The organism is Mesorhizobium sp. M1A.F.Ca.IN.020.06.1.1, from assembly GCF_004023265.1.
Lineage (GTDB): Bacteria > Pseudomonadota > Alphaproteobacteria > Rhizobiales > Rhizobiaceae > Mesorhizobium.
Window position 1 is genome coordinate 1 of record NZ_RZSR01000013.1, and the last position, 18,890, is coordinate 18,890.

The 18,890-nt window shown below is 63.4% G+C and carries 23 protein-coding genes; 17 read left to right on the forward strand and 6 right to left on the reverse strand.

Annotated features, from left to right (window positions below):
• Window positions 1–70: 70 nt before the first annotated feature.
• The 3 genes from EOA60_RS01385 to EOA60_RS01395 all read right to left on the reverse strand — a co-directional run bounded on the left by EOA60_RS01385 (window position 71) and on the right by EOA60_RS01395 (window position 1,074).
• Entirely contained in the window at window positions 71–325 is a 255-nt protein-coding gene (locus EOA60_RS01385; protein ID WP_127335454.1) for a hypothetical protein, read from the reverse strand.
• Window positions 325–693: a hypothetical protein gene (locus tag EOA60_RS01390; protein WP_127335453.1), complete on the reverse strand. Its 369-nt coding sequence runs from the start codon at window positions 691–693 to the stop codon at window positions 325–327. Before EOA60_RS01390 ends, EOA60_RS01385 begins: the two co-directional genes overlap by 1 nt.
• Window positions 694–822: 129 nt before the next feature.
• Entirely contained in the window at window positions 823–1,074 is a 252-nt protein-coding gene (locus tag EOA60_RS01395) for a hypothetical protein (protein WP_127335452.1), read from the reverse strand.
• Between the two features lie 147 nt (window positions 1,075–1,221).
• Between EOA60_RS01395 and EOA60_RS01400 the strand changes: the two genes are divergently transcribed.
• The 7 genes from EOA60_RS01400 (at window position 1,222) to EOA60_RS01425 (ending at window position 8,549) form a co-directional block, all read left to right on the forward strand.
• A complete protein-coding gene (locus EOA60_RS01400) occupies window positions 1,222–2,487 on the forward strand; it encodes a hypothetical protein (protein WP_128311029.1) in 1,266 nt (421 codons plus the stop codon).
• Window positions 2,465–3,205 carry a ParB/RepB/Spo0J family partition protein gene (locus EOA60_RS01405; protein ID WP_095783034.1) on the forward strand — a complete coding sequence of 247 codons (741 nt, stop codon included), beginning with the start codon at window positions 2,465–2,467 and terminating at the stop codon, window positions 3,203–3,205. Before EOA60_RS01400 ends, EOA60_RS01405 begins: the two co-directional genes overlap by 23 nt.
• Window positions 3,195–3,344 (forward strand): hypothetical protein, encoded by a 150-nt coding sequence (locus EOA60_RS37300; RefSeq protein ID WP_164748353.1) that lies wholly within the window; start codon window positions 3,195–3,197, stop codon window positions 3,342–3,344. The genes EOA60_RS01405 and EOA60_RS37300 overlap by 11 nt, the downstream gene beginning before the upstream one ends.
• Before the next feature lie 250 nt (window positions 3,345–3,594).
• Window positions 3,595–4,230 (forward strand): helix-turn-helix domain-containing protein, encoded by a 636-nt coding sequence (locus EOA60_RS01410; protein WP_127335450.1) that lies wholly within the window; start codon window positions 3,595–3,597, stop codon window positions 4,228–4,230.
• 5 nt (window positions 4,231–4,235) lie between these two features.
• The gene (gene terL / locus EOA60_RS38650; protein WP_245479225.1) at window positions 4,236–5,885 is read left to right on the forward strand and encodes a phage terminase large subunit; all 1,650 of its coding nucleotides are present in this window, start codon (window positions 4,236–4,238) and stop codon (window positions 5,883–5,885) included.
• A complete protein-coding gene (locus EOA60_RS01420) occupies window positions 5,882–7,459 on the forward strand; it encodes a DUF1073 domain-containing protein (protein WP_127335449.1) in 1,578 nt (525 codons plus the stop codon). Before terL ends, EOA60_RS01420 begins: the two co-directional genes overlap by 4 nt.
• Window positions 7,460–7,847: 388 nt before the next feature.
• Window positions 7,848–8,549 (forward strand): phage minor head protein, encoded by a 702-nt coding sequence (locus EOA60_RS01425; RefSeq protein ID WP_127335448.1) that lies wholly within the window; start codon window positions 7,848–7,850, stop codon window positions 8,547–8,549.
• A 55-nt stretch (window positions 8,550–8,604) separates the two neighbouring features.
• Here the strand turns inward: EOA60_RS01425 and EOA60_RS01430 are convergent, their stop codons facing one another.
• The 3 genes from EOA60_RS01430 to EOA60_RS01440 all read right to left on the reverse strand — a co-directional run bounded on the left by EOA60_RS01430 (window position 8,605) and on the right by EOA60_RS01440 (window position 9,523).
• Window positions 8,605–8,856, reverse strand: a complete 252-nt coding sequence (locus EOA60_RS01430; RefSeq protein WP_127335447.1) for a GlsB/YeaQ/YmgE family stress response membrane protein — start codon at window positions 8,854–8,856, stop codon at window positions 8,605–8,607.
• 74 nt (window positions 8,857–8,930) lie between these two features.
• Entirely contained in the window at window positions 8,931–9,245 is a 315-nt protein-coding gene (locus EOA60_RS01435; RefSeq protein WP_095783039.1) for a HigA family addiction module antitoxin, read from the reverse strand.
• Window positions 9,245–9,523 (reverse strand): type II toxin-antitoxin system RelE/ParE family toxin, encoded by a 279-nt coding sequence (locus tag EOA60_RS01440; RefSeq protein ID WP_127239322.1) that lies wholly within the window; start codon window positions 9,521–9,523, stop codon window positions 9,245–9,247. Before EOA60_RS01440 ends, EOA60_RS01435 begins: the two co-directional genes overlap by 1 nt.
• A gap of 78 nt (window positions 9,524–9,601) precedes the next feature.
• Between EOA60_RS01440 and EOA60_RS01445 the strand changes: the two genes are divergently transcribed.
• The 10 genes from EOA60_RS01445 to EOA60_RS01495 all read left to right on the forward strand — a co-directional run.
• Window positions 9,602–11,578, forward strand: a complete 1,977-nt coding sequence (locus EOA60_RS01445) for a DUF2213 domain-containing protein (RefSeq protein ID WP_127239323.1) — start codon at window positions 9,602–9,604, stop codon at window positions 11,576–11,578.
• 72 nt (window positions 11,579–11,650) lie between these two features.
• A complete protein-coding gene (locus tag EOA60_RS01450) occupies window positions 11,651–12,601 on the forward strand; it encodes a hypothetical protein (protein ID WP_127335309.1) in 951 nt (316 codons plus the stop codon).
• Window positions 12,602–12,661: 60 nt separating this feature from the next.
• Window positions 12,662–13,756, forward strand: a complete 1,095-nt coding sequence (locus tag EOA60_RS01455; RefSeq protein ID WP_206519851.1) for a hypothetical protein — start codon at window positions 12,662–12,664, stop codon at window positions 13,754–13,756.
• Between the two features lie 676 nt (window positions 13,757–14,432).
• Window positions 14,433–14,702 (forward strand): helix-turn-helix transcriptional regulator, encoded by a 270-nt coding sequence (locus tag EOA60_RS01465; protein ID WP_095825883.1) that lies wholly within the window; start codon window positions 14,433–14,435, stop codon window positions 14,700–14,702.
• Between the two features lie 132 nt (window positions 14,703–14,834).
• Window positions 14,835–16,562 carry a SulP family inorganic anion transporter gene (locus EOA60_RS01470; protein ID WP_127239326.1) on the forward strand — a complete coding sequence of 576 codons (1,728 nt, stop codon included), beginning with the start codon at window positions 14,835–14,837 and terminating at the stop codon, window positions 16,560–16,562.
• Between the two features lie 123 nt (window positions 16,563–16,685).
• Window positions 16,686–17,327, forward strand: a complete 642-nt coding sequence (locus EOA60_RS01475) for a hypothetical protein (RefSeq protein ID WP_127335310.1) — start codon at window positions 16,686–16,688, stop codon at window positions 17,325–17,327.
• Window positions 17,328–17,352: 25 nt separating this feature from the next.
• Window positions 17,353–17,778, forward strand: a complete 426-nt coding sequence (locus tag EOA60_RS01480) for a DUF4054 domain-containing protein (RefSeq protein ID WP_164746624.1) — start codon at window positions 17,353–17,355, stop codon at window positions 17,776–17,778.
• 12 nt (window positions 17,779–17,790) lie between these two features.
• On the forward strand, window positions 17,791–18,165 hold the full coding sequence (locus tag EOA60_RS38130; protein WP_206519852.1) for a hypothetical protein: 375 nt from the start codon (window positions 17,791–17,793) through the stop codon (window positions 18,163–18,165).
• 4 nt (window positions 18,166–18,169) lie between these two features.
• Window positions 18,170–18,613 (forward strand): hypothetical protein, encoded by a 444-nt coding sequence (locus EOA60_RS01490; protein WP_127239328.1) that lies wholly within the window; start codon window positions 18,170–18,172, stop codon window positions 18,611–18,613.
• 17 nt (window positions 18,614–18,630) lie between these two features.
• Window positions 18,631–18,890, forward strand: a 260-nt coding sequence (locus tag EOA60_RS01495; RefSeq protein ID WP_164899159.1) for a hypothetical protein, incomplete at its 3' end; no start/stop codon positions are given.

Below are 18,890 nucleotides of genomic sequence, written 5' to 3' on the forward strand. Positions count from 1 at the left end.
GCCACCGAGCGCGGCCAGGATGGCCGGAGGGGTCAGCCAGACGTCGGTGCCCGCCGCCGCGGAGTGATGGCTACCGATGGGCATGGCGCGCCTCCTCGGTCAGCCTGCGCAGCACGTCGCCGACGCTGCTGATGGAATTCTCCAGCCGGGCCTCGTCGAGCTCGGCCAGATCGATCTTGGTTTCGTTCCCGTCTTCATCGATCATCGTGAAGACGCTTGCGGTGGAGTGCGGCTTGCGCAGGATATCCCACGCCCAGCGTGCGGCCGCTTCGGGATCGCCTTCGCCCTCGTAGTCGATCTCCCATGTGACTAGATAGCGGGCCATCAGCGCTGCTCCCGCTTGAGCATGTCGCGCGCCGCTCCGCGCGCCATGGGTCCGTCGCCGAAAGCGCCGTCTGCGATCTCTTGCAATTCAGCAGTGCGCGGGTCAGGTCCGTCGCAGGCGTCTTCCTCCTCTTCGTCCACGTCCTCGCGGGTGAGCTGGTCGAACGTCCACTCGTCGCCCTCCTCGTCGAGGAAGACGATCTTGCCGTTGCGCTTGGCGGTCTGGATATCGTTCCAGAAGATTTCGGTGCCGCCGGCGTATTCCGGCTCGCCCGTCTCCGGGTCGATGTCGCTGATGTGAGCGCGGCCGGTCAGCCGCTCCAATGTTCCGGTGATCGGGCTTCCGGTAGGTGATAGGTAGTTGGCCATGGTCTCTGGTCTCCGTGGTAGGGGATTGTTGCCAAAATGGTTGCGAACGCCGCTTGACAAAAAGCCGGGGGGAGAGGCAGAAATCGCGCAGCCTGATATTGCTTCGCGATTCGGCCGGTCCCTGAAAAATCAGTTGGTGTTGAAGCCGTCCGGCGAGGGCTGAATGCCAGCCTCTTTCGCCACAAAGCCCACGACGTCGAGCACGTCGTCAGAGCTTAGTTTCTCAATGGTTTCGGCGAAGCGCCGCTTGAAATAGGTCTGGTGCTCGGCACCGGCGTAGCGGGCCAAGCCGATGGCAGCGGCGAAGGTGATCGCTTCCAGGCGAGCGCCGCAGAAGCCGGACTTCTGATGAAGGCTGGCCGCGAGGTCGTTTAGCGTCATTGGTCGGTGATCCGTGGTAGGGGAAGTAACCGTTCTGGTTACAAGTAACTTATTCGGTTACACCTCCGATGCAAGTGAAAAAGCGAGGCCCTCGGCGTTATGTTTCAAGGCGTTGTGCCGAAGGAATGCATCGCGCAAATCCTTCGCGTGTCTGAGGTCGACAAGTGGGGCCGGGTCTATAATTGCTGTTCCGGAACGTTCCGGTTCGAGCAGATCACGCTCGCCACTTTCCCCGGCGTTGAGATGCACTCCAACGACGTCAGCCTCTACTCGTCAGCCATCGCCGGTTACGTGCTGGGCAAGCCGATAGACTATGAGTTTCACGGCGCGCTCGACTTCGTGAACGAGTTCGACTTTCGGGAGCCCGATCAGCGCCTCGCCGCGCTGGCCGTCGGCTTCAATCTCGGCCGCTTCGCTGGCGGCAAGGCGAACGCCTACAAGACCAGCCATCGCGAGCACCTGGTTGCGAACTTCGCCAGCTATGTCGAGCGCCCCCTGGACAAGGTCCGCAAGCTTCCGGGCATCATCCCGATCAAGAGCTATTCGCCGCGCGACTGGATCCTGCATCTCGAGGAGGCGATCGAGCGCAAGGCCGCGATCTTCTCCTACCCGCCGTTCTACAAAGGCGGCTACGAAAAGATGTTCGAGTTCCTGGCCGAGAACATCAAATGGGAGGCTCCCCGATATGAGCTGTTCGACCCTAAGGCGCTGCGCGGTCTCATCGAGCGCGTGCGGCAGGCGGGCGTCCCCTATTGCATCCTCTCGGACCAGATTTACGACGACCTGAAACCGGAGTTGGAATTCGTCTCCGGCCGGGGCCACCCGCACTACTGCTACGTGTCGACCGGCAAGTCGTCCTACCTGCAGCTCGTGCCGCGGTCGGCCCCGTTCCGCTACAAGCCGATCGACCTCGACAAGATCAAGCCGGATTCGGTCGTGACGATTGGCCGAGCCGACGCTGCCCAGATGACGTTCCTCAAGGACGTCTACCTCAAGAAGGGCATCACCCACACGCCCGGCATGGTGAACTACCTGGTGCGCGTCGACGACATGCTGGTCGGCGGCCTGATCTACAACCTCGACAAATTCGCGAAGCGGTCGATTTACCTGCTGTCCGACTTCGCCATCTCGCGCGAGGGCAGGCTGTCAAAGCTCGTCACCAGGCTCGCCTGCAACGGCGAGCTGCTGCGCGACATGGGCAAGCGCTTCATCGACCGTTTCGACAAGGTGCAAACCTCGGCGTTCTCGCATCATCCCGTCTCGATGAAATATCGCGGCATCTTCGAGCAGACCAAGCGCGAGGAGATCGACGGGCCGGAAGGCAAGTTCCGCCTGCATTACGTCGGCGCCCGCATCGACGAGACGCCGCAACAAGCGTTCGAGTGGTGGTATGGCAAGCACTTCAAGCGTTGACTGGAAGGCCCTCGATATCGAGGCGCGCCAGGTTGATCCGAACACGCTTCGCCGCCGCGAGAAGAACGCGCACTACATGGCACCGGCCATGTTCAAGCGCCTTGTCGAGAACGTCAAAATCGATGGCCGCCTCACCACCACGGTCCTGGTGTGCCAGAACAAAGACGGCTCCCTCGAGATCCTGTCCGGACATCATCGCACGGCCGCCGCGATCGAGGCCGGCTTGCCGCTGGTTGACGCGCTCGTCATCACCACCCCGTTGACGGAAAAGCGCAAGGTGGCGATCCAGTTGAGCCACAATTCGATCAACGGCGAAGACGACCAGTCGCTGCTCGCCCAGCTCTACGCCTCGCTCGACATCGATGCGAAGAAGTTCTCCGGTCTCGACGACAGCGTGCTCTCTGGCGACAAGGGACCAGGTGCGACAGCGCTCGGCGGGGCGAACATCAAATACGACGAACTGCTGTTCTCCTTCTTGCCGGAAGACCGCGTGCGTTTCGAGGTCGAGCTGGAGGCTCTCGCCAAAAGGGCGAAGCGCTTCCGCATCCATGCCGCGCCGCAGTCGAAGTTCGACGAGTTCTTCGACGCCATCGTGCGCACCAAGAGCCAGCTCAACATCGTCAATTCGGGCATCGCCCTCTCAGTCATGGCGCGCCTTGCCGGCGAGCGGCTGGATCAACTCGAAGCGGAAGCGGAGGACAAATCCGATGCGGCATGATCTGCCCACCATGCGCGGCTCGTTTCCCAAGCCCGAAGCGCCCATCGCCGGCCCGCCATTCGGCACCCCGTTTATCGTGGTGCTCGCCATCCTGTCGTTCACCTTCGCTGTGTGCCTCGCACGCGTCCTCCTTCCGTGATCCAGATGAATTCGTGTGTGTGTAACGTAGTGCCGGTGGTTAGCGTGGCCGCAGCGTCAAGCATTATGGGTCAGTTTGCATTTCGGCGCATGTTTGCAGACCTTATGCCCAGCAACGCTTTGCGGCCCGATTTGACCAGCACAATCGCATTCGGTTCGGCTCGCGGCATGATGTCCATGGGTTGCGGGATGGGTGGCAAAAAAAAGAGCCACCCCGAACATTCCGAACACTCGCACGCGCGAGTCGTCCGGTGATCAAGACCACGACCACCGCGACGACATCGAAGCCGAAGGCCAAGGCCAAGGCTGAAACGGCGAAAGCGAAGCCGAAAGCCGAGCCGAAAAAACAGCCGGCGCGCGGCAAGAAGAAGCCGGCCGGCAAGGCATCGCCTCCTGTGGCGCCGAAGCCTGCTCCCAAGCCTGAGCCGGCACCACAGCCGAAGCCGGCGGAAGGCAACCGGGGCGGGGCATCGCCGAAACTGACCGAGCGCGACGTGCCGCGCGTGATCGCGATGCTGCGCCAGTGCGGCGGCATCAAGACGGTCGCGGCGGAGAAGCTGAACGTCGGCCGCACCACGCTCTACGCCTTCCTGAACGAGCATCCTGAAATCCAGGAGGCCGATTCCGAGATCGCCGACGAGTTGCTCGACGTTGCCGAGGGGCAGGTGGTGATCGCGCTTCGCTCTGGCGATTTGCAGACCGTGCGCTGGTACCTGGAGCTCAAAGGCAAGGACCGGGGCTATGTGCGCCGCGTCGAGCAGACCGGCAAGAATGGCGGCCCGGTCGAGACGCAAGCACGGGCGAACCCGAAAGACTACACCGACGAGGAGTTGGACCTCCTGATTGCGGCAGCGCAACGACGGAAGGCCGCCGAAGCGCAAGGGTGAATTGAATGGCGCAGAAGTCTGCCGCCGCCCGCGCGCCGCTCATTGCCCCCGACCTCGAAGACCTGCTGATCGAGCGAGACCGGCGCAAGGCCAAGGGATCGTTCGCCGAGTTCGTCAAGATGGCGTGGCTCGAACTCGAGCCGGAGACGCCGCTGGTCTGGAACTGGCACATGCAGGTGGTTTGCGACCATCTGCAAGCGCTGGTCGAGGGCAAGTTTCTCGAGCTGGGCCTGCGCAATCGCCTCGTCATCAACGTGCCGCCCGGCACATCGAAATCGCTGCTCGTCTCGGTGCTGTTGCAGGCCTGGGAGTGGGGACCGGCCGGCCGGCCCGGCATGCGGTATTTGTCGACGGCGTATAACGACGGGCCGGTCAATCGCGACACCCGCAAATGCCGCGATCTGATCCTGTCGCGCTGGTACCAGGACCGCTGGCCCGAGGTTTATCTCAGCCGCAGGGCCGAGACCTCGTTTGCCAACAACAGCACCGGCACCCGCGAGGGCGTGGCGTTCGGCTCGCTCACCTCGCAGCGTGGCGATCGCCTGATCATCGACGATCCGCACTCGACCGAGACGGCGGAATCGGCGACCGAGCGCACCGCCACGACCCGCAAGTTTCGCGAGGGCGCGCAAAACCGCCTGAACGACCAGAAGCGCAGCGTGATCATCGTCATCATGCAGCGCCTGCATGAGGCCGACGTCACGGGCGTGATCCTCGACGGCAAGATGGATTACGTCCATCTGTGCCTGCCGATGCAGTTCGAGCCCGACCGCTGCTGCTACACCCCGGTCAAGGTTTCCAGTTCCGTCGGCGAGCCTATCCTGGCGCGCTATGACGCGAGCAAGCAGCACTGGTATGGCAAGAACGACAATCTGCCGGACGAGCGTCGCGCCGAGATCGAGGCGATCAAGCTCCAGCTCGTCTGGCGGCAGGATCCTCGCACCGTCGACGGCGAGATCCTCGATCCGATCCGCTTCCCGCCTGATGAGCTGAAACAGCTCTACAACGACATGACGTCGTATGCCGTCGCGGGCCAGTATCAGCAGCGGCCAGCGCCGCGCGCCGGCGGCATGTTCCAGCGCGCCTGGTTCGAGGGTCGCATCGTCAGGGCAGCGCCGAAGGGCACCACCTGGGTCCGCCATTGGGACTTGGCCGGCACGCGCGGCGGCACTGGCGCTCGCACCGCCGGCGTCAAACTTGGCCGCGATCCCGAGGGCCGCTACTATGTCGGCCATGTCGTGACGCTGCGCGAGGAAGGCAAGTCGGTCCGCAAGACGATCGAGACGCAGGCCGCGCTCGACGGCAAGACGGTCCACATCAGCCTGCCGCAAGATCCTGGGCAGGCCGGCAAGGCGCAGGTGCAGGATTTCGTCGCGCAGCTCGCCGGCTACAAGGTGCATGCCGAGGGCGAGACCGGCGACAAGGTCACGCGCGCCGAGCCGTTCGCCGCGCAATGCGAGCACGGCAACGTCTACATCGTCGAAGGTGAGTGGAACACGCTCTACCTCGACGAACTCTGCCTGTTCCCAGCCTCCAAGCTGATGGACCAGGTCGACGCATCTTCCGGAGCCTTTACGAGGCTGCTCAACATCAAGGGGGCCATGGTGATCAGCGACGACGTTCTTCGGCGCGCTGCCCAGCCGGGGCCGCGATGATCAAGAAACTTTGGGGCGCATTGCGCCGTCGTTGGGGAAGCAGGCCAGTCGCCGACCTCCCTGTGGCGGCGCCGCCGGCAGCAGTTCCTCCTGGAGCGCGTTCTCCCACGCGCATCTCGCATGCGATGCTGTCGGCGCTCCGCGCGCAAGCGGCCGCACCGAAACAGCCGGTGCCGGTCTTCACCTTGCCCAAACACCCGGATGGCGTGCTCCCGTCGGGCAACACCGGGCTTGCCATGGACAGCGCCGTCGGCGCGGTTCAAAGCTGGGCCAACGGCTTCGCGCTGAGCGGCTACTTCTCGGAGGGGATCACCTTCCTCGGCTACGCCTATCTCTCGGAGCTGGCGCAGCGCCCGGAATACCGGGTGATCTCCGAGACGATCGCCACCGAGATGACGCGCAAATGGATCCGCTTCACCTCGAACGACGGCGAGGACAAGGCCGACAAGATCGCGGAGCTGGAGGCCGAGTTCAAGCGCCTGAACGTGCGCGACATCTTCTGCCGCGCCGCCGAGCAGGACGGCTTCTTCGGCCGCGGTCACATCTACATCGACACCGGCGATACTGACGATGTCGATGAGCTCCAAAAGCCGATCGGCGACGGCTGGGACAAGCTCAGCGTCACCAAGTTCTCCAAGAAGCCGATCAAGGCGCTGCGCACCGTCGAGGCGGTCTGGTGCTATCCGACCAACTACAACTCGAGCGATCCGCTCAAGGACAACTGGTATCGGCCCGACAGCTGGTATGTGCAGGCCAAGATCGTCCACACCACGCGGCTGATCACGCTGATCGGGCGCGATGTGCCCGACCTGTTGAAGCCGACCTATTCATTCGGCGGCCTGTCGCTGTCGCAGATGTGCAAGCCGTATGTCGACAACTGGCTGGAGACGCGCCAGTCGGTGAACGACATCATCTCGATGTTCAGCGTTTTCCTGCTGGCCACCAATCTCGGCGAGACGCTGCAAGCCGATGGCGATCAGCTCTTCCGGCGCGCCGAACTTTTCAATTTGGTCAGGTCCAATCGCGGCCTGATGATGATCGACAAGGATAGCGAGGACTTCAAGAACGTCGCGGCTCCGCTCTCCGGGCTCGACGTGCTCCAGGCGCAGGCGCAAGAGCACATGGCGTCGGTGAGCCACATTCCGCTGGTCAAGCTGCTCGGCGTCCAGCCGGCCGGCTTGAACGCCTCTTCCGAGGGCGAAATCCAGGTCTTCTACGACTACGTGCATTCGTTCCAGGAACACCTGTTTCGCCAGCCGATCCACCGCCTGCTCGGCCTGGTGATGATCTCGCTGTGGGGCGAGACCGATCCCGGCATCGACTTCGAGTTCGAAAAGCTCGAAGAGACCAACGAGAAGGAAGCTGCCGAGGTGGAAAAGACCAAGGCCGAGCGCGACGTCATCCTGATCGACGCCGGCGTGATATCGCCTGAGGAATCGCGTCGGCGCGTTGCCGGCGATCCGGACTCGGACTTCTCCTCGATCGACGTCGAGGACATGCCCGACCTGCTCGAAGAGGAGGACGACGGCCTTGTGGTCAAGGGCAGCTCCGAGGAACGAGACGAGGCGGCTTGACGAGGCCCGCGAAATCCGGCTCCGGCTGGTCGAGCTGGTGGGCATGAGCACGTCGGGCGAGATAGATCCTGACAAGTTCTTCCAAACCGTTCTCGTGTTGGAACGGTTTGTTTGGGACGCGGGTGTTGCCAAGCCCGAGGAGCCGGCAGATAGTGCGGCTCCCGTCACTGACAACGCCGGCACCGCTTGATCACGCTCCACCTGTGGGAACTCCTCAAAGCACAGACGCCCGACGATCGCGAGATCGCCGAGACGCTGAGGGATCGTGATGTCCAGCCTGCAAAGTCGTCGGACGGCCAAGCGCAACGAAAAGGTGCTTCGCCCCGTCCGACCCAACGTCGGGATTGAGACGGCCTACAGGGGCCGCCTGACGCGCTTGATCGACGCCATGAGCGACAGCGTGATCTACTGGCTGAAAGCCTCCTACCGGGCCAATACGCCCCGCATAGCGCAGGATGAAACGCCGGCGGATGCGCTGCGCCGATCGATCCGCAAGCTTCCCGCGCAGTGGACCAAGCGCTTCGACGTCGCCGCGGTGAAGCTCGGCGACTATTTCGCGCTCTCGGTCGAGCGACGTTCGAGTGCGGCCCTGCGCAAGATCCTGCGCGACGGTGGCATCTCGGTCGAATTCAAGATGACGGCCGCGATGCGCGACATCGTCGACGCGACGATCCACGCCAATGTGACGCTGATCAAGTCGATCCCTTCGCAGTATTTCGACCAGGTCGAAGGCGCGGTGATGCGGTCGGTGCAGACCGGCCGCGACCTTGCCGGCCTGGTGCAGGATCTCGAGCGCTATTCCGGCATCACCCGGCGCCGGGCCGCCTTCATCGCCCTCGACCAGAACAACAAGGCGACGTCGGCCTTCAACACGGCGCGCCAGCTCGAACTCGCTATCGATGAAGCTGAGTGGCACCATAGCGGGGGCGGGAAAGAACCTCGCCCCACGCATGTCCAGGCCGGCCGCGAAAAGGTCCGCTATAAGATTTCGACCGGTTGGTACGACCCGGCCGTCAAGCGGTTCATCCGACCGGGCGAGGAGCCCGGATGCCGATGCGTGGGCAAGCCGGTTCTTAGGGGCTTCTCCTAAGGAAAAGCGCGTGATCGTATGGGATCACGCGCTTCAGTGCGCCCGGTTTGCCGGTTCAGCGTCTGAACATCCGGGCAACAGCGATCAAAATACATGCGCCGATAAAGCCGGCCACAAGATAGCCAAGCCATCCGGTCAAGGATACGCCCAGCAATCCGAGAAGGAGGTTAGCGACGATGGCGCCGACAACCCCCAAAAGGATGTTCATGAGCACGCCCATATTGCTCCTCATGAACATCTCGGCGAGCCAGCCGGCGATACCGCCGATCACAATAGCAGCGATCCAACCGACACCTGGATTTTCCATGTTTCCCCTTTCCTAGAACCGAAATTGGTTCGGCGGGAAAAACGTGCGGCAAACCAATAAAGTTCCTCGACCGCTCAGGCGGCAGCATGCAGCGTCGGGATGGCCTTGATCTCGGCGCTGAGTGCCTTCTCGGCCTGCTCCAGATCATAGTTGCGCTGGAGGTTGAGCCAGAGCACCGGGCCGTTGCCGACCAGCTTTCCAATTCGGAGAGCCATCGGGACCGTGATGGGCTGCTTCTCGTCGATGATGTCGTAGAGCGTCTTGCGCGAAATGCCGAGCAGCTTGGCGATCTCGGTCTTCGACTTGTCGAGCGCCGGGATGACGTCTTCGCGGAGCAGTTCGCCGGGGTGCATGGCGGGTAAACCGCGCTTGATGGCTTTCGTGTTCATCAGTGGTAATCCTCTAATTCGACTTCGGTTGCGTCTTCGCCGTCCCATGCAAACGTGATGCGGTAATTGCCTGTGACCCGGACCGAAAAGCGACCCTTGTCGCGACCCGAGAGGCCGTGGAAGTGATAGCCAGGAAGGTCCATGTCCTGGGGCCGCGCCGCCGCTTCCAAGGCCCGCAGGATGCGAGCGACACGCTTGTCGTCCTGAACGCTGAGACCGCGTGCTTTGCCGGTTTCGAAGAAGCGTTGCAGGGCTTTGTTTCGGAACGTCTTGATCATGCTTAGAGTGTAAGGCGCTACCTTACATAAGTCAACCAAAGTGTGAGGTCAAGCCTTACATTTAAGGAGCGATTTTCGATGCCTGCGAAGTCTGAGGCCCAGCGCCGCGCCATGTACGCAGCGGCCGAGGGTCGAGGCGTGCTCGGCATCCCGAAGGCGGTCGGCGAAGAGTTCGTCGGCAAGGACAGCGCGGGGCAGGCGGCCTCGCTGATGCTGGTCGCGCCCGATGGCGATGTCCTGGTGCTCCGGCGCTCGTCGACCGATACCAGCTGGCCCGGCCATTGGTGCTGGCCCGGTGGCAAGTCGGATGAAGGCGAAGACGCCGAGACGACGGCGGCGCGCGAGACCACCGAGGAGATCGGCACGCTGCCGTCTGGCGCGCGCCAGCTCATCGATACGCGCGGCACCCCGAATGGCTGGGTGCATCACACCTTTGCTCAGGCCGTCGAGACGAAATTCGCGCCGGTGCTGACCGACGAACATTCCGGCTATGCCTGGGCTCCCCTGCGCTCGCTGCCCGAGCCGCTGCATCCGGGCCTGCGCGACATGCTGGGCGAGCGGCTTGGCATAGCGGCCGACATGTCGCCTGAGGCATGGGACTCGCTGCGCTCCAACTTCGTGAAGTGGACGAGGGGCGAAGACATCGTGATCGAGGGCGCTTGCCCGATTTGCGGCGGCACCGGCGAACTCGCTGGACCTGGGATCGTGTGCGACGAATGCCGCGGCACGGACGCGGTGGCACAGGCCAACGACGCGCTCGCCATGGATCGCAATAGCGTGCGCTCGTTCGACCAGGACGGCCATCTGCGCGTCGAGATGACGCCGATCTCAAAGGCCAACATCTGCCCCTACTATGGCCGCGAAATCCCGGACTTCGAGGCGCTGGCGCTCGATCCCGAGCGCATCTATCGCCTGTACCGCGATGCGGACGAGCTCGCGAAAGCCGCCCCGACCTTCGTCGGCAAGCCGCTCTTGCTCAAGCACATCCCGGTCAGCGCCAAGGATCACCCGCGCGAAGCCGTGGTCGGCGCGCTCGGCGATGCCGTCGAGTTCCATGCGCCCTATCTCATGGCGCCGCTCAGCATCTGGGATGGCGCTGCAATCGCGCTGATCGAATCCGATCGGCAGAAAGAACTTTCGAGCAGCTATCGCTACCGGGCCGACATGACGCCCGGGACGCTGGCTGGAGAATGCTACGACGGCGTGATGCGGGACATTTCCGGCAATCACGTCGCGTTGGTTGAGGAAGGCCGCGCCGGGCCTGATGTTGTTGTCGGCGACAGCAAAATGGAGATCATCACGATGAAGAAAACAGCACTGCTGTCGCGCATGGCGTCCGTCGCCCACGGCGCGATCCTTGCCCACGTCATGCCCAAGCTGGCAGCCGATCAGAAGATCGATCTTGGCCCAGCGCTGGCTGACATCACCGCCGAGAACTTCAAGGCCAAGCGGCCTGCGCTCATCGAGGCGATCGCAAAGGCCACGAAGGGCAAGCTCGCCGCTGACGCCAAGCTCGACGGTCTCGAGGCGGTCCTCGTCGCGCTCGACGAAGTCGAGGTCCAGGAAGCCATAGACGAAGACGACGAGGAGGAGGACGACAAGAAAAAGAAAGCCGAGGACTCCGAAGAGGAGGAGGACGAGGACGAGAAGGAGAAAAAAGCCGAAGATAGCGACGACGAGGACGACAAAGTCGACAGGAAGGCTATGGACGCGGCGATCGCCGCAGCTGTAGCGCAGGCCAAGACCGAGGTCCGCGCCGAGATGCTCAAGTCGGCCGCCGAAGTGCGCGCCGCCGAGGAGGCCGTTCGTCCCTACATCGGCAAGCTCGCCATGGCCCATGATAGCGCGGATGCCGTCTATCGCACCGCGCTCACCTCACTCGGCGTCAACATCGATGGTGTCCATCCCTCGGCACTGCCGGCCATTCTCAAGGCCCAGCCGCTACCTGGCGTCGGCGCACCGAAGAAGCCGGTCGTCGCCCTGGACGCTGCCGGGGTGAACTCGTTCTACGAGCTTTTCCCAGCCGCCAAGACCCACATCGTCAAGTCGCTCTAAGGCGAGCGGCTTCCCCTTCCAAGCCCGTCGAGCCGGCCAGCGAGCCGGCTCTTTTCATTTAGGAGATCGCCCATGTCTGGGTTTCAGACGCAGGTAGCCTACAATCCCGCCCCCGCTGTCGGGGGCGACTTCGCTTCCACCAATCCCCGCTCTACGGTCCTTGCCGCCGCTGGCGCGCTGGTCTGCGGCGCTCTAGGTGCTGTCATCGGCCGCTTCGCCTGGCTGAGTTATGTCCAAGCCGACAGCGACAATGCGCCGGCCGTGGTCAACACCTTCGGCACCGGCCCGGTCGCAGGCTTCGTCCATCGTGAGCAGCAGGGCCTAATCGAACAGTATTTGCAGGAATCCACCATGCTGGTCCCGGCCGGCTTCCCCATCACCCTTTTCGATGGCGGCGATTTCTGGGTGAAGAACGCTGGCGCGACGCCTGCCCTGGTCGGCCAGAAGGTCTACGCCAACTATGCCGATGGCACGGCGACCGCTGCTCCGTCCGGCTCGCCGAATGGCGCGACCACTTCGGCCGGCTCCATCGCAGCCGCGACCAGCGGCTTACTGGGCTCCATCGTCGGCAATGTGCTGACGGTCACGACGGTCAACTCGGGCACGATCTATCCAGGCACCACCATCTCGGGTACCGATGTCGTCTCCGGCACGAAGATCATACAGCAGCTCACTGGTACCCCGGGCGGTGTGGGCACGTATGCGGTCAACATCCCCGACCAGGACGTCGACCCCGGGACAGAGATTTCCGGCACCTATGGCGTGTTCACGGCGGGCGGCGCTATCGCTGGCGTCTTCGGAGTCGGTGACACGCTGACCGGCGCCGGCATCACCGCAGTCACCACGATCACCCAGCAGCTCACCGGCCCGGCCGGCGGCGCTGGCAGCTACGCGGTCGACGTCAACACCGTCGTCAACGCGGCAGCGCTCACCGCGGCCACCAACGTCGAGACCAAGTGGACCGTGCGTTCCTTCGCGCAGCCCGGCGAGCTGATGAAGATCAGCTCTTGGCCTCAGGGCTAAACCCGCCCGTCAATCTCACAACCATGCGCCGCAAGCCGGCGATCTGCGAGGATAACCACCATGAAATTTCACGACTTCGATCAGGCCGCTGCGGCGTGGGCTCAGCATCGCTCGATGTTCGAGCAGGCCGGTATCTACCTTCCCGATGCACGCGCCTACATCGTCGAGGCGTTCCGCACCAATCATCTCGCGATGGATGCACAGCCTCAGCTAGCGACAGCACCGAACGCCGGCATCCCGGCGTTCCTCACCACGCTTGTAGATCCTGAGGTCTACCGCATCCTTTTCGCACCGACCAAAGCTGCCGAAATCTTCGGCGAAATTCGAAAGGGCACCTGGATCGACCAGACGGCGATGTTCCCCGTCGTTGAGCAGACCGGCGAAGTGTCGAGCTATGGCGACTACAACGACAACGGCCGAGCCGGCGCCAACATGAATTGGCCGCAGCGCCAGTCCTATCTGTTCCAGACGATTTCCGAGTATGGCGAGCTGGAAATCGAGCGCGCCGGCCTTGGCCGCGTCAATTGGGTTGGCGAGGTGGATGGCGCCGGCGTCACGGTGCTCGCACGATTCCTCAACACGACCTACTTCAAGGGCGTGCAGGGCTTGCAGAACTATGGCCTTCTCAACGATCCGAACCTGGCGGCTCCGATCACCCCGGCGCCGAAGGCTTACGGCGGCGTGAAATGGATCAACAACGGCCAGATCGTCGCCACCGCGAATGAGATCTATTCCGACCTCCAATCACTGTGGCTGCAGCTCGTTACCCAGACAGCCGGCCTGGTCGACCAGAACACCAAGATGACGCTGGCCATGTCGCCGGAATCGCAGCTTGCCATGACCGCGACCAACTCGTTCAACGTCAATGTTGAGGACCTGCTCAAGAAAAACTTCCCGAACCTTCGCGTCGTCTCGGCGGTGCAATATAGGGCGGAGACAGCGATCAACCCGACGGGCATCTCAGCCGGCAACGTGGTTCAGTTCATTGCCGACGGCATCGATGGTCAGCAGACCGGCTATTGTGCGTTTAACGAAAAGCTCCGCGCTCATCCAATCGTGCGCGCGCTCTCCTCGTGGAAAAAGAAAATGTCCAGCGGCACCTGGGGCGCGATCATCCGGCAGCCGATGGGCATTTCCCAGATGGTGGGCGTTTAGATGGCGTAGAGATAGTATTGCGCGCCCCAATACGAGCCGCATTCATCCACTGGTTTGGGGCTGGGACGAAGTAGGCTTGCGCCTAAGGCATTCCAGACAGGCGACCGCTGCACGGCTTCAAGGATTGCAGGAACACTACAGCGTCATACGGCAACAACATACGCGCTTGTGCCGCAAGTCTGCTCACCAGTTCTTGTTGGCGGGCAATGATTTGCTCGCCTTCACGGTCTCTGCCATCTCGACTGGTGTTCCCGTCGGCATAGCACCTATCGGCGCTTGATCTCCGCACCGTGGGCGATCAAACCTGCCTCGTCCGCGGTTCCAGCCTGAAAGCGCCGAGCAGAATTGAAGCTAACCATTCCCTCTCAGCAGCATGCGCGTTAACCGCGAGAACCTTTTTCAAGACGCGTTCAATCATGGCCATATCGTCTGGTCCGATGTTTCCTTGGGATCAAAGCCGCTGCCGGCTCCGCAGCTTGTCCTGCCTGCTTGCCGGCTGCCGCGGGGGTTTTGCCTGCGCCATGCTGTGCTGGCTTGAGGCTCGGCTGCTGCAGCGGAGCAAGGCCGTTTACGGACAGCGAGTGGCCAATGTCTCATCCAAAATGAATGAGGCTTGAAGCATCATGATATTTGTATTATCCATTGATACCGCAGACTCAGACAAAGGTTCTGGCCGATGATCACTGCTGCGCAGATGCGCGCCGCGAGGGCGTTGGCCGGTATCGACCAGCGAACTCTTGCCGAGCGCGCCGGAGTTTCGCTTCCGACGATACAGCGCATGGAGGCGAGCGAGGGTGTCGTGCGAGGCGTTGTCGACACGTTGATGAAGGTCATCCAGGCCCTTGACGAGGTTGGCGTGGAACTGATCGGCGAGAACCAGACCAGCGAGCGCGGCGGCAGGGGCGTACGCCTCAAGGCCACCGTGGCGCAGAACCCGCAAGGCTGAGCCGCAACCGCATCCGCCCCGGAAACCCTTGCCGGTTTCGGGCAGCGCAATGCGGGGTCGCAACAGTTATCGCGACGGCGACCGCCGACATGCAGCCGACGATCCCGCCGCCCTTTGGAGCGGAATATGGTCATGGATCAGGCTCGGCCTGCAATTCACCATCAAGCACGGCCGACATTCGCCGAGCTGTTCACACCAAAGCTGGTGACGGTGCTGCGCGAGGGCTACCACCTCAAGCAGCTGAGGGCGGATGTGATCGCCGGCCTGACAGTCGCCATCGTGGCGCTGCCGCTGTCGATGGCGATCGCGATCGCCTCGCATGTGGAGCCCGAGCGCGGACTGTTTACGGCGATCATCGGCGGTTTCATCGTCGGCGCGCTTGGCGGCAGCAGGTTCCAGATCGGCGGGCCGGCCGGCGCCTTCATCGTGGTCGTGGCCTCCGCTGTCGATCAGCACGGCGTTGACGGACTGATCCTGGCAATGCTCATGGCCGGCGCCTTCCTGCTCGCGGCCGGTTATCTGAGGCTCGGCGCCTATGTGAAATTCATTCCCTATCCGGTGACCGTTGGTTTCACCGCGGGCATTGCCGTGATCATCCTGTCCAGCCAGTTGCATGACCTGTTCGGCCTGACTCTGCCGGGGAAGGAGCCCGGCGACCTGTTGCCCAGGCTTATCGCACTTGGCAGGGCGGCCGGAACGGTAAATCCAGCGGCCATTGCCGTCGCCACGCTGACGATAGGGATCATCGTGGGCATGAAGCGCTGGCGGCCTTCATGGCCGGGCCTCCTGGTCGCGGTGGCGGCGGCCTCTCTCGCCACGACGCTTCTCGGCCTTCCCGTCGAAACGATCGGCACCCAGTTCGGCGGCATTCCGCGGATCTTGCCCGACCCGACTCTGCCGGCCTTCGACGCGCATAAGCTCGTCTCTGCAGTACCCGACGCAATTTCCTTTGCCCTGCTCGGAGCAATCGAATCGCTGCTGTCGGCCGTGGTCGCGGACGGCATGACCGGCCGACGGCACCGCTCCAACTGCGAACTGGTGGCGCAGGGCATCGCCAATATCGGCTCGGCGCTGTTCGGCGGGATCTGCGTGACCGGACTGATCGCGCGCACGGCGACCAACATCCGCGCCGGCGCGCATGGACCGTTGTCGGGGATATTCCATTCCGCCTTCCTGCTGCTATTCATGGTGGTGGCTGCCCCGCTTGCCAGCTACATCCCGCTGGCGGCGCTCGCCGGGGTGCTGGCCACCGTGGCCTGGAACATGGTGGAGAAGCCCGCCTTCTTGGCGCTGATCCGATCGTCCTGGGGCGATGCCCTGGTGCTGCTGGCAACCTTCGGACTTGTCACCTTCCGCGACCTTACCACCGGCATCGTGATCGGTTTTGCGCTGGGCGCCTTGCTGTTCATCGGTAGGATGGCTCGTTCGGTCGAGGTAGAAGCGCATGTCCCGCCGGTGACGGACGACCGCGCCGATGATGAGAACGGCGGCCGCTTCGCCTACGATCTTGGCTCAGCCACGGATCCCGACACCGTCATCTATCGCATATCCGGTGCTTTCTTCTTCGGCGCGGCGGCAACGGTCGCCACGGTGCTCGACCGCATCGCGGACCAGAGCAAGAACTTCATACTCGACTGCTCGGCGGTGCCTTTTCTGGATTCGACCGCGGCAAACGTGATTGAAAGCACCGTGCACAAGGCAGGGCGGGCCGGAGGACGCTTCATCATCGCGGGCGCCTCGTCGCAGGTGAGACGCACACTGATAAGCCATGGCGTCAAGCGGCCGCTGGTGACCTATGCCGCCTCGATCCGTGACGCGCGGGCGCAGCTGGACGAAAAAGCGGAGACGCGGCTCGGCTAGCTTCGGATTGGCGCGCGCGGCGATCAGGCAGCAGGGGACGGAAGGCTTTGGCGTATGAGAGCGGGGCTCTGACTAAACGGGACTGAGGTGGGTAGCGAGCGGTCGAGCCGTCCCGACTCTTCTATGCCCGAGGCGCAAACAGCGCCCGATTATCACCCAGACGGAACTCCCGGCAATCGGCGATTGGATTCGGCGAGGGGCACCATCATCTTCGCGGATGCTCTGAGCAAAACGGCCGCCCACGGCTGTGAGCTGCGTTCGATTCCCAGCATCCGCTCCACTGACGCCATCGGCGACGGCCACCGTTTTTCCACCAACCGGAGTAAATCAATGTCCACGACTGTCACTGTTGCCTGTAAGCTTCCGCATGGCCTCGTTCTGCGCCTTCACGAGATGGTCGAGCAGAACGAACCGACCGCCGGCGGCAGCTTTCGGAAGGTGAAACGCGCCCAGGTCATCGGCGAGCCCGTTGTCCTGAAAGGCTACCTGCGCCGCTTCGACCGCCGCAAGGAGCCCGCCCCGATGGCCCAGGACAGCGACTACGCCCTGACCTATGGCGTCGATGCTGATTTCTTCAAGAAGTGGCTCGAGCAGAACAAGGACCTCGACGCGGTCAGGAACAACCTCGTCTGGGCCCATACCGAGACTGACATAGTCGAGGGCTTCATCAAGGAGCATGAGGCGCAGAAGTCGGGACTCGAGCCGATCGATCCCCACAACCTGCCGCGTGGCATCCAGGCCTACAAGGCGGATGCCGCGGCCTGACACGCAACCCCCAGGGAGGTTCGCCATGGGCGTTATCGTCGAGTTCAGCTTCGCGAACTTCATCGCGATCTACCCTCAGTTCGCAACGCTCAGCCAGCCGCAGGTTTTGCAGGGCGCGCTCCCGGTTGCGACGCTCTACTGCCGCAATGACGGCGGCGGCCCCGTCACCAAGACCGAGACGCAGACCACGCTGCTCAACCTGATGGTCGCGCACATTTGCCAGCTCATGTACGGCGCGAACGGTCAAGCGCCGGGCGGGATCGTAGGACGCGTCTCGAATGCTGCCGAGGGCAGCGTGTCGGTGCAGGCCGACTTCCCCGTGACGCCCAACAACGCCTGGTTCATGCAAACCCAATTCGGCGCGGCTTACTGGCAGGCCACCGCCGCCTACCGGACCATGCGCTACATCCCCGGCCCGCGCCGCGTCTTCAACCCGTGGCTCAACCAGTAAAGGACATCACCCATGGACCTCCTCCAGCAATTGATGCGCGAGTTTCGTGCCTTCCGTCAGCACGCCGAAGATCGCATCCAGACGCTTGAGCGCAGCCTGCGCCTCGCTTCGCCGGCTCCTCTTGTGGATGCGCAGGAGACGCCCGCCACCTCCACGGCGGCCGCAGATGGCGCGGCAGGCGCAACCGGCGCCGCCGGCGCGACGGGCGCGACCACTGGTGCCACCGGCGCGGCCGTCGACAGCGGAGCGACCGGCGCTGCGGCCGACGTCAGCGCAACTGGTGCCACGAGAGCAACCGGCCCGGCCGATCCTGCTGTTGATGCAAAGGCGAAGGCAAAGGCGAAAGCCGCCGATCAGCCCGCCGATCAGAGCGCACCCAGCGCGTAAAGCGATGGTGAAGCTCTCCGGCGGCGACAAGCTCGCCGCGAAGCTGGCCGAGATCGCCAAGAGCCTCCAGAACGCCGTGTCGGTCGACGTCGGATTCCCGGAGGGTGCGACCTATCCCGACGGTACCTCCGTCCCGCTGGTAGCGGCGCTGAATGAATTTGGGACCCGCGACACGGCGCCCCGCCCGTTCTTCCGGGGCATGATCGACGACAAGAGCCCCGAATGGCCCGACGCCGTGGGCAATCTCCTGGTCGCGAACGGCTACGACGCCGAAAAGACGCTGGGCCAGACGGGCGAGGCCATCAAGGGCCAGTTGCAGGCGGCGATCACCGCCTATGACGGCCCGCCGCTGCAGCCCGCCACCATCGCCCGCAAGGGCAACGACAAGCAGCTCGTCGACACCGGCCACATGCTGGCGTCGGTCGACTATGCCGTCAAGAAACCCTGAACCCGGAGACCACTAAGATGAGGGCCGTCCTTTTTTCGAGCAACGTCGGCGACATTCCAGCCGACCTGGCATTCAAGAACAATTTCTCGGCCGTGACCGATCCGGCCGCCACCGACGACGCGAGCGAGGGTTATCAGGTCGGCTCGGCCTGGGTGAACACCGCGACCGACACCGCCTTTGTCTGCGTCGATGCGACCGCCGGCGCTGCCATCTGGACCTCCTCCGCACAGGTCGGCAGCACCCAGGGCGCGCCGGCAGCGCACACCGTCTCAGGCAC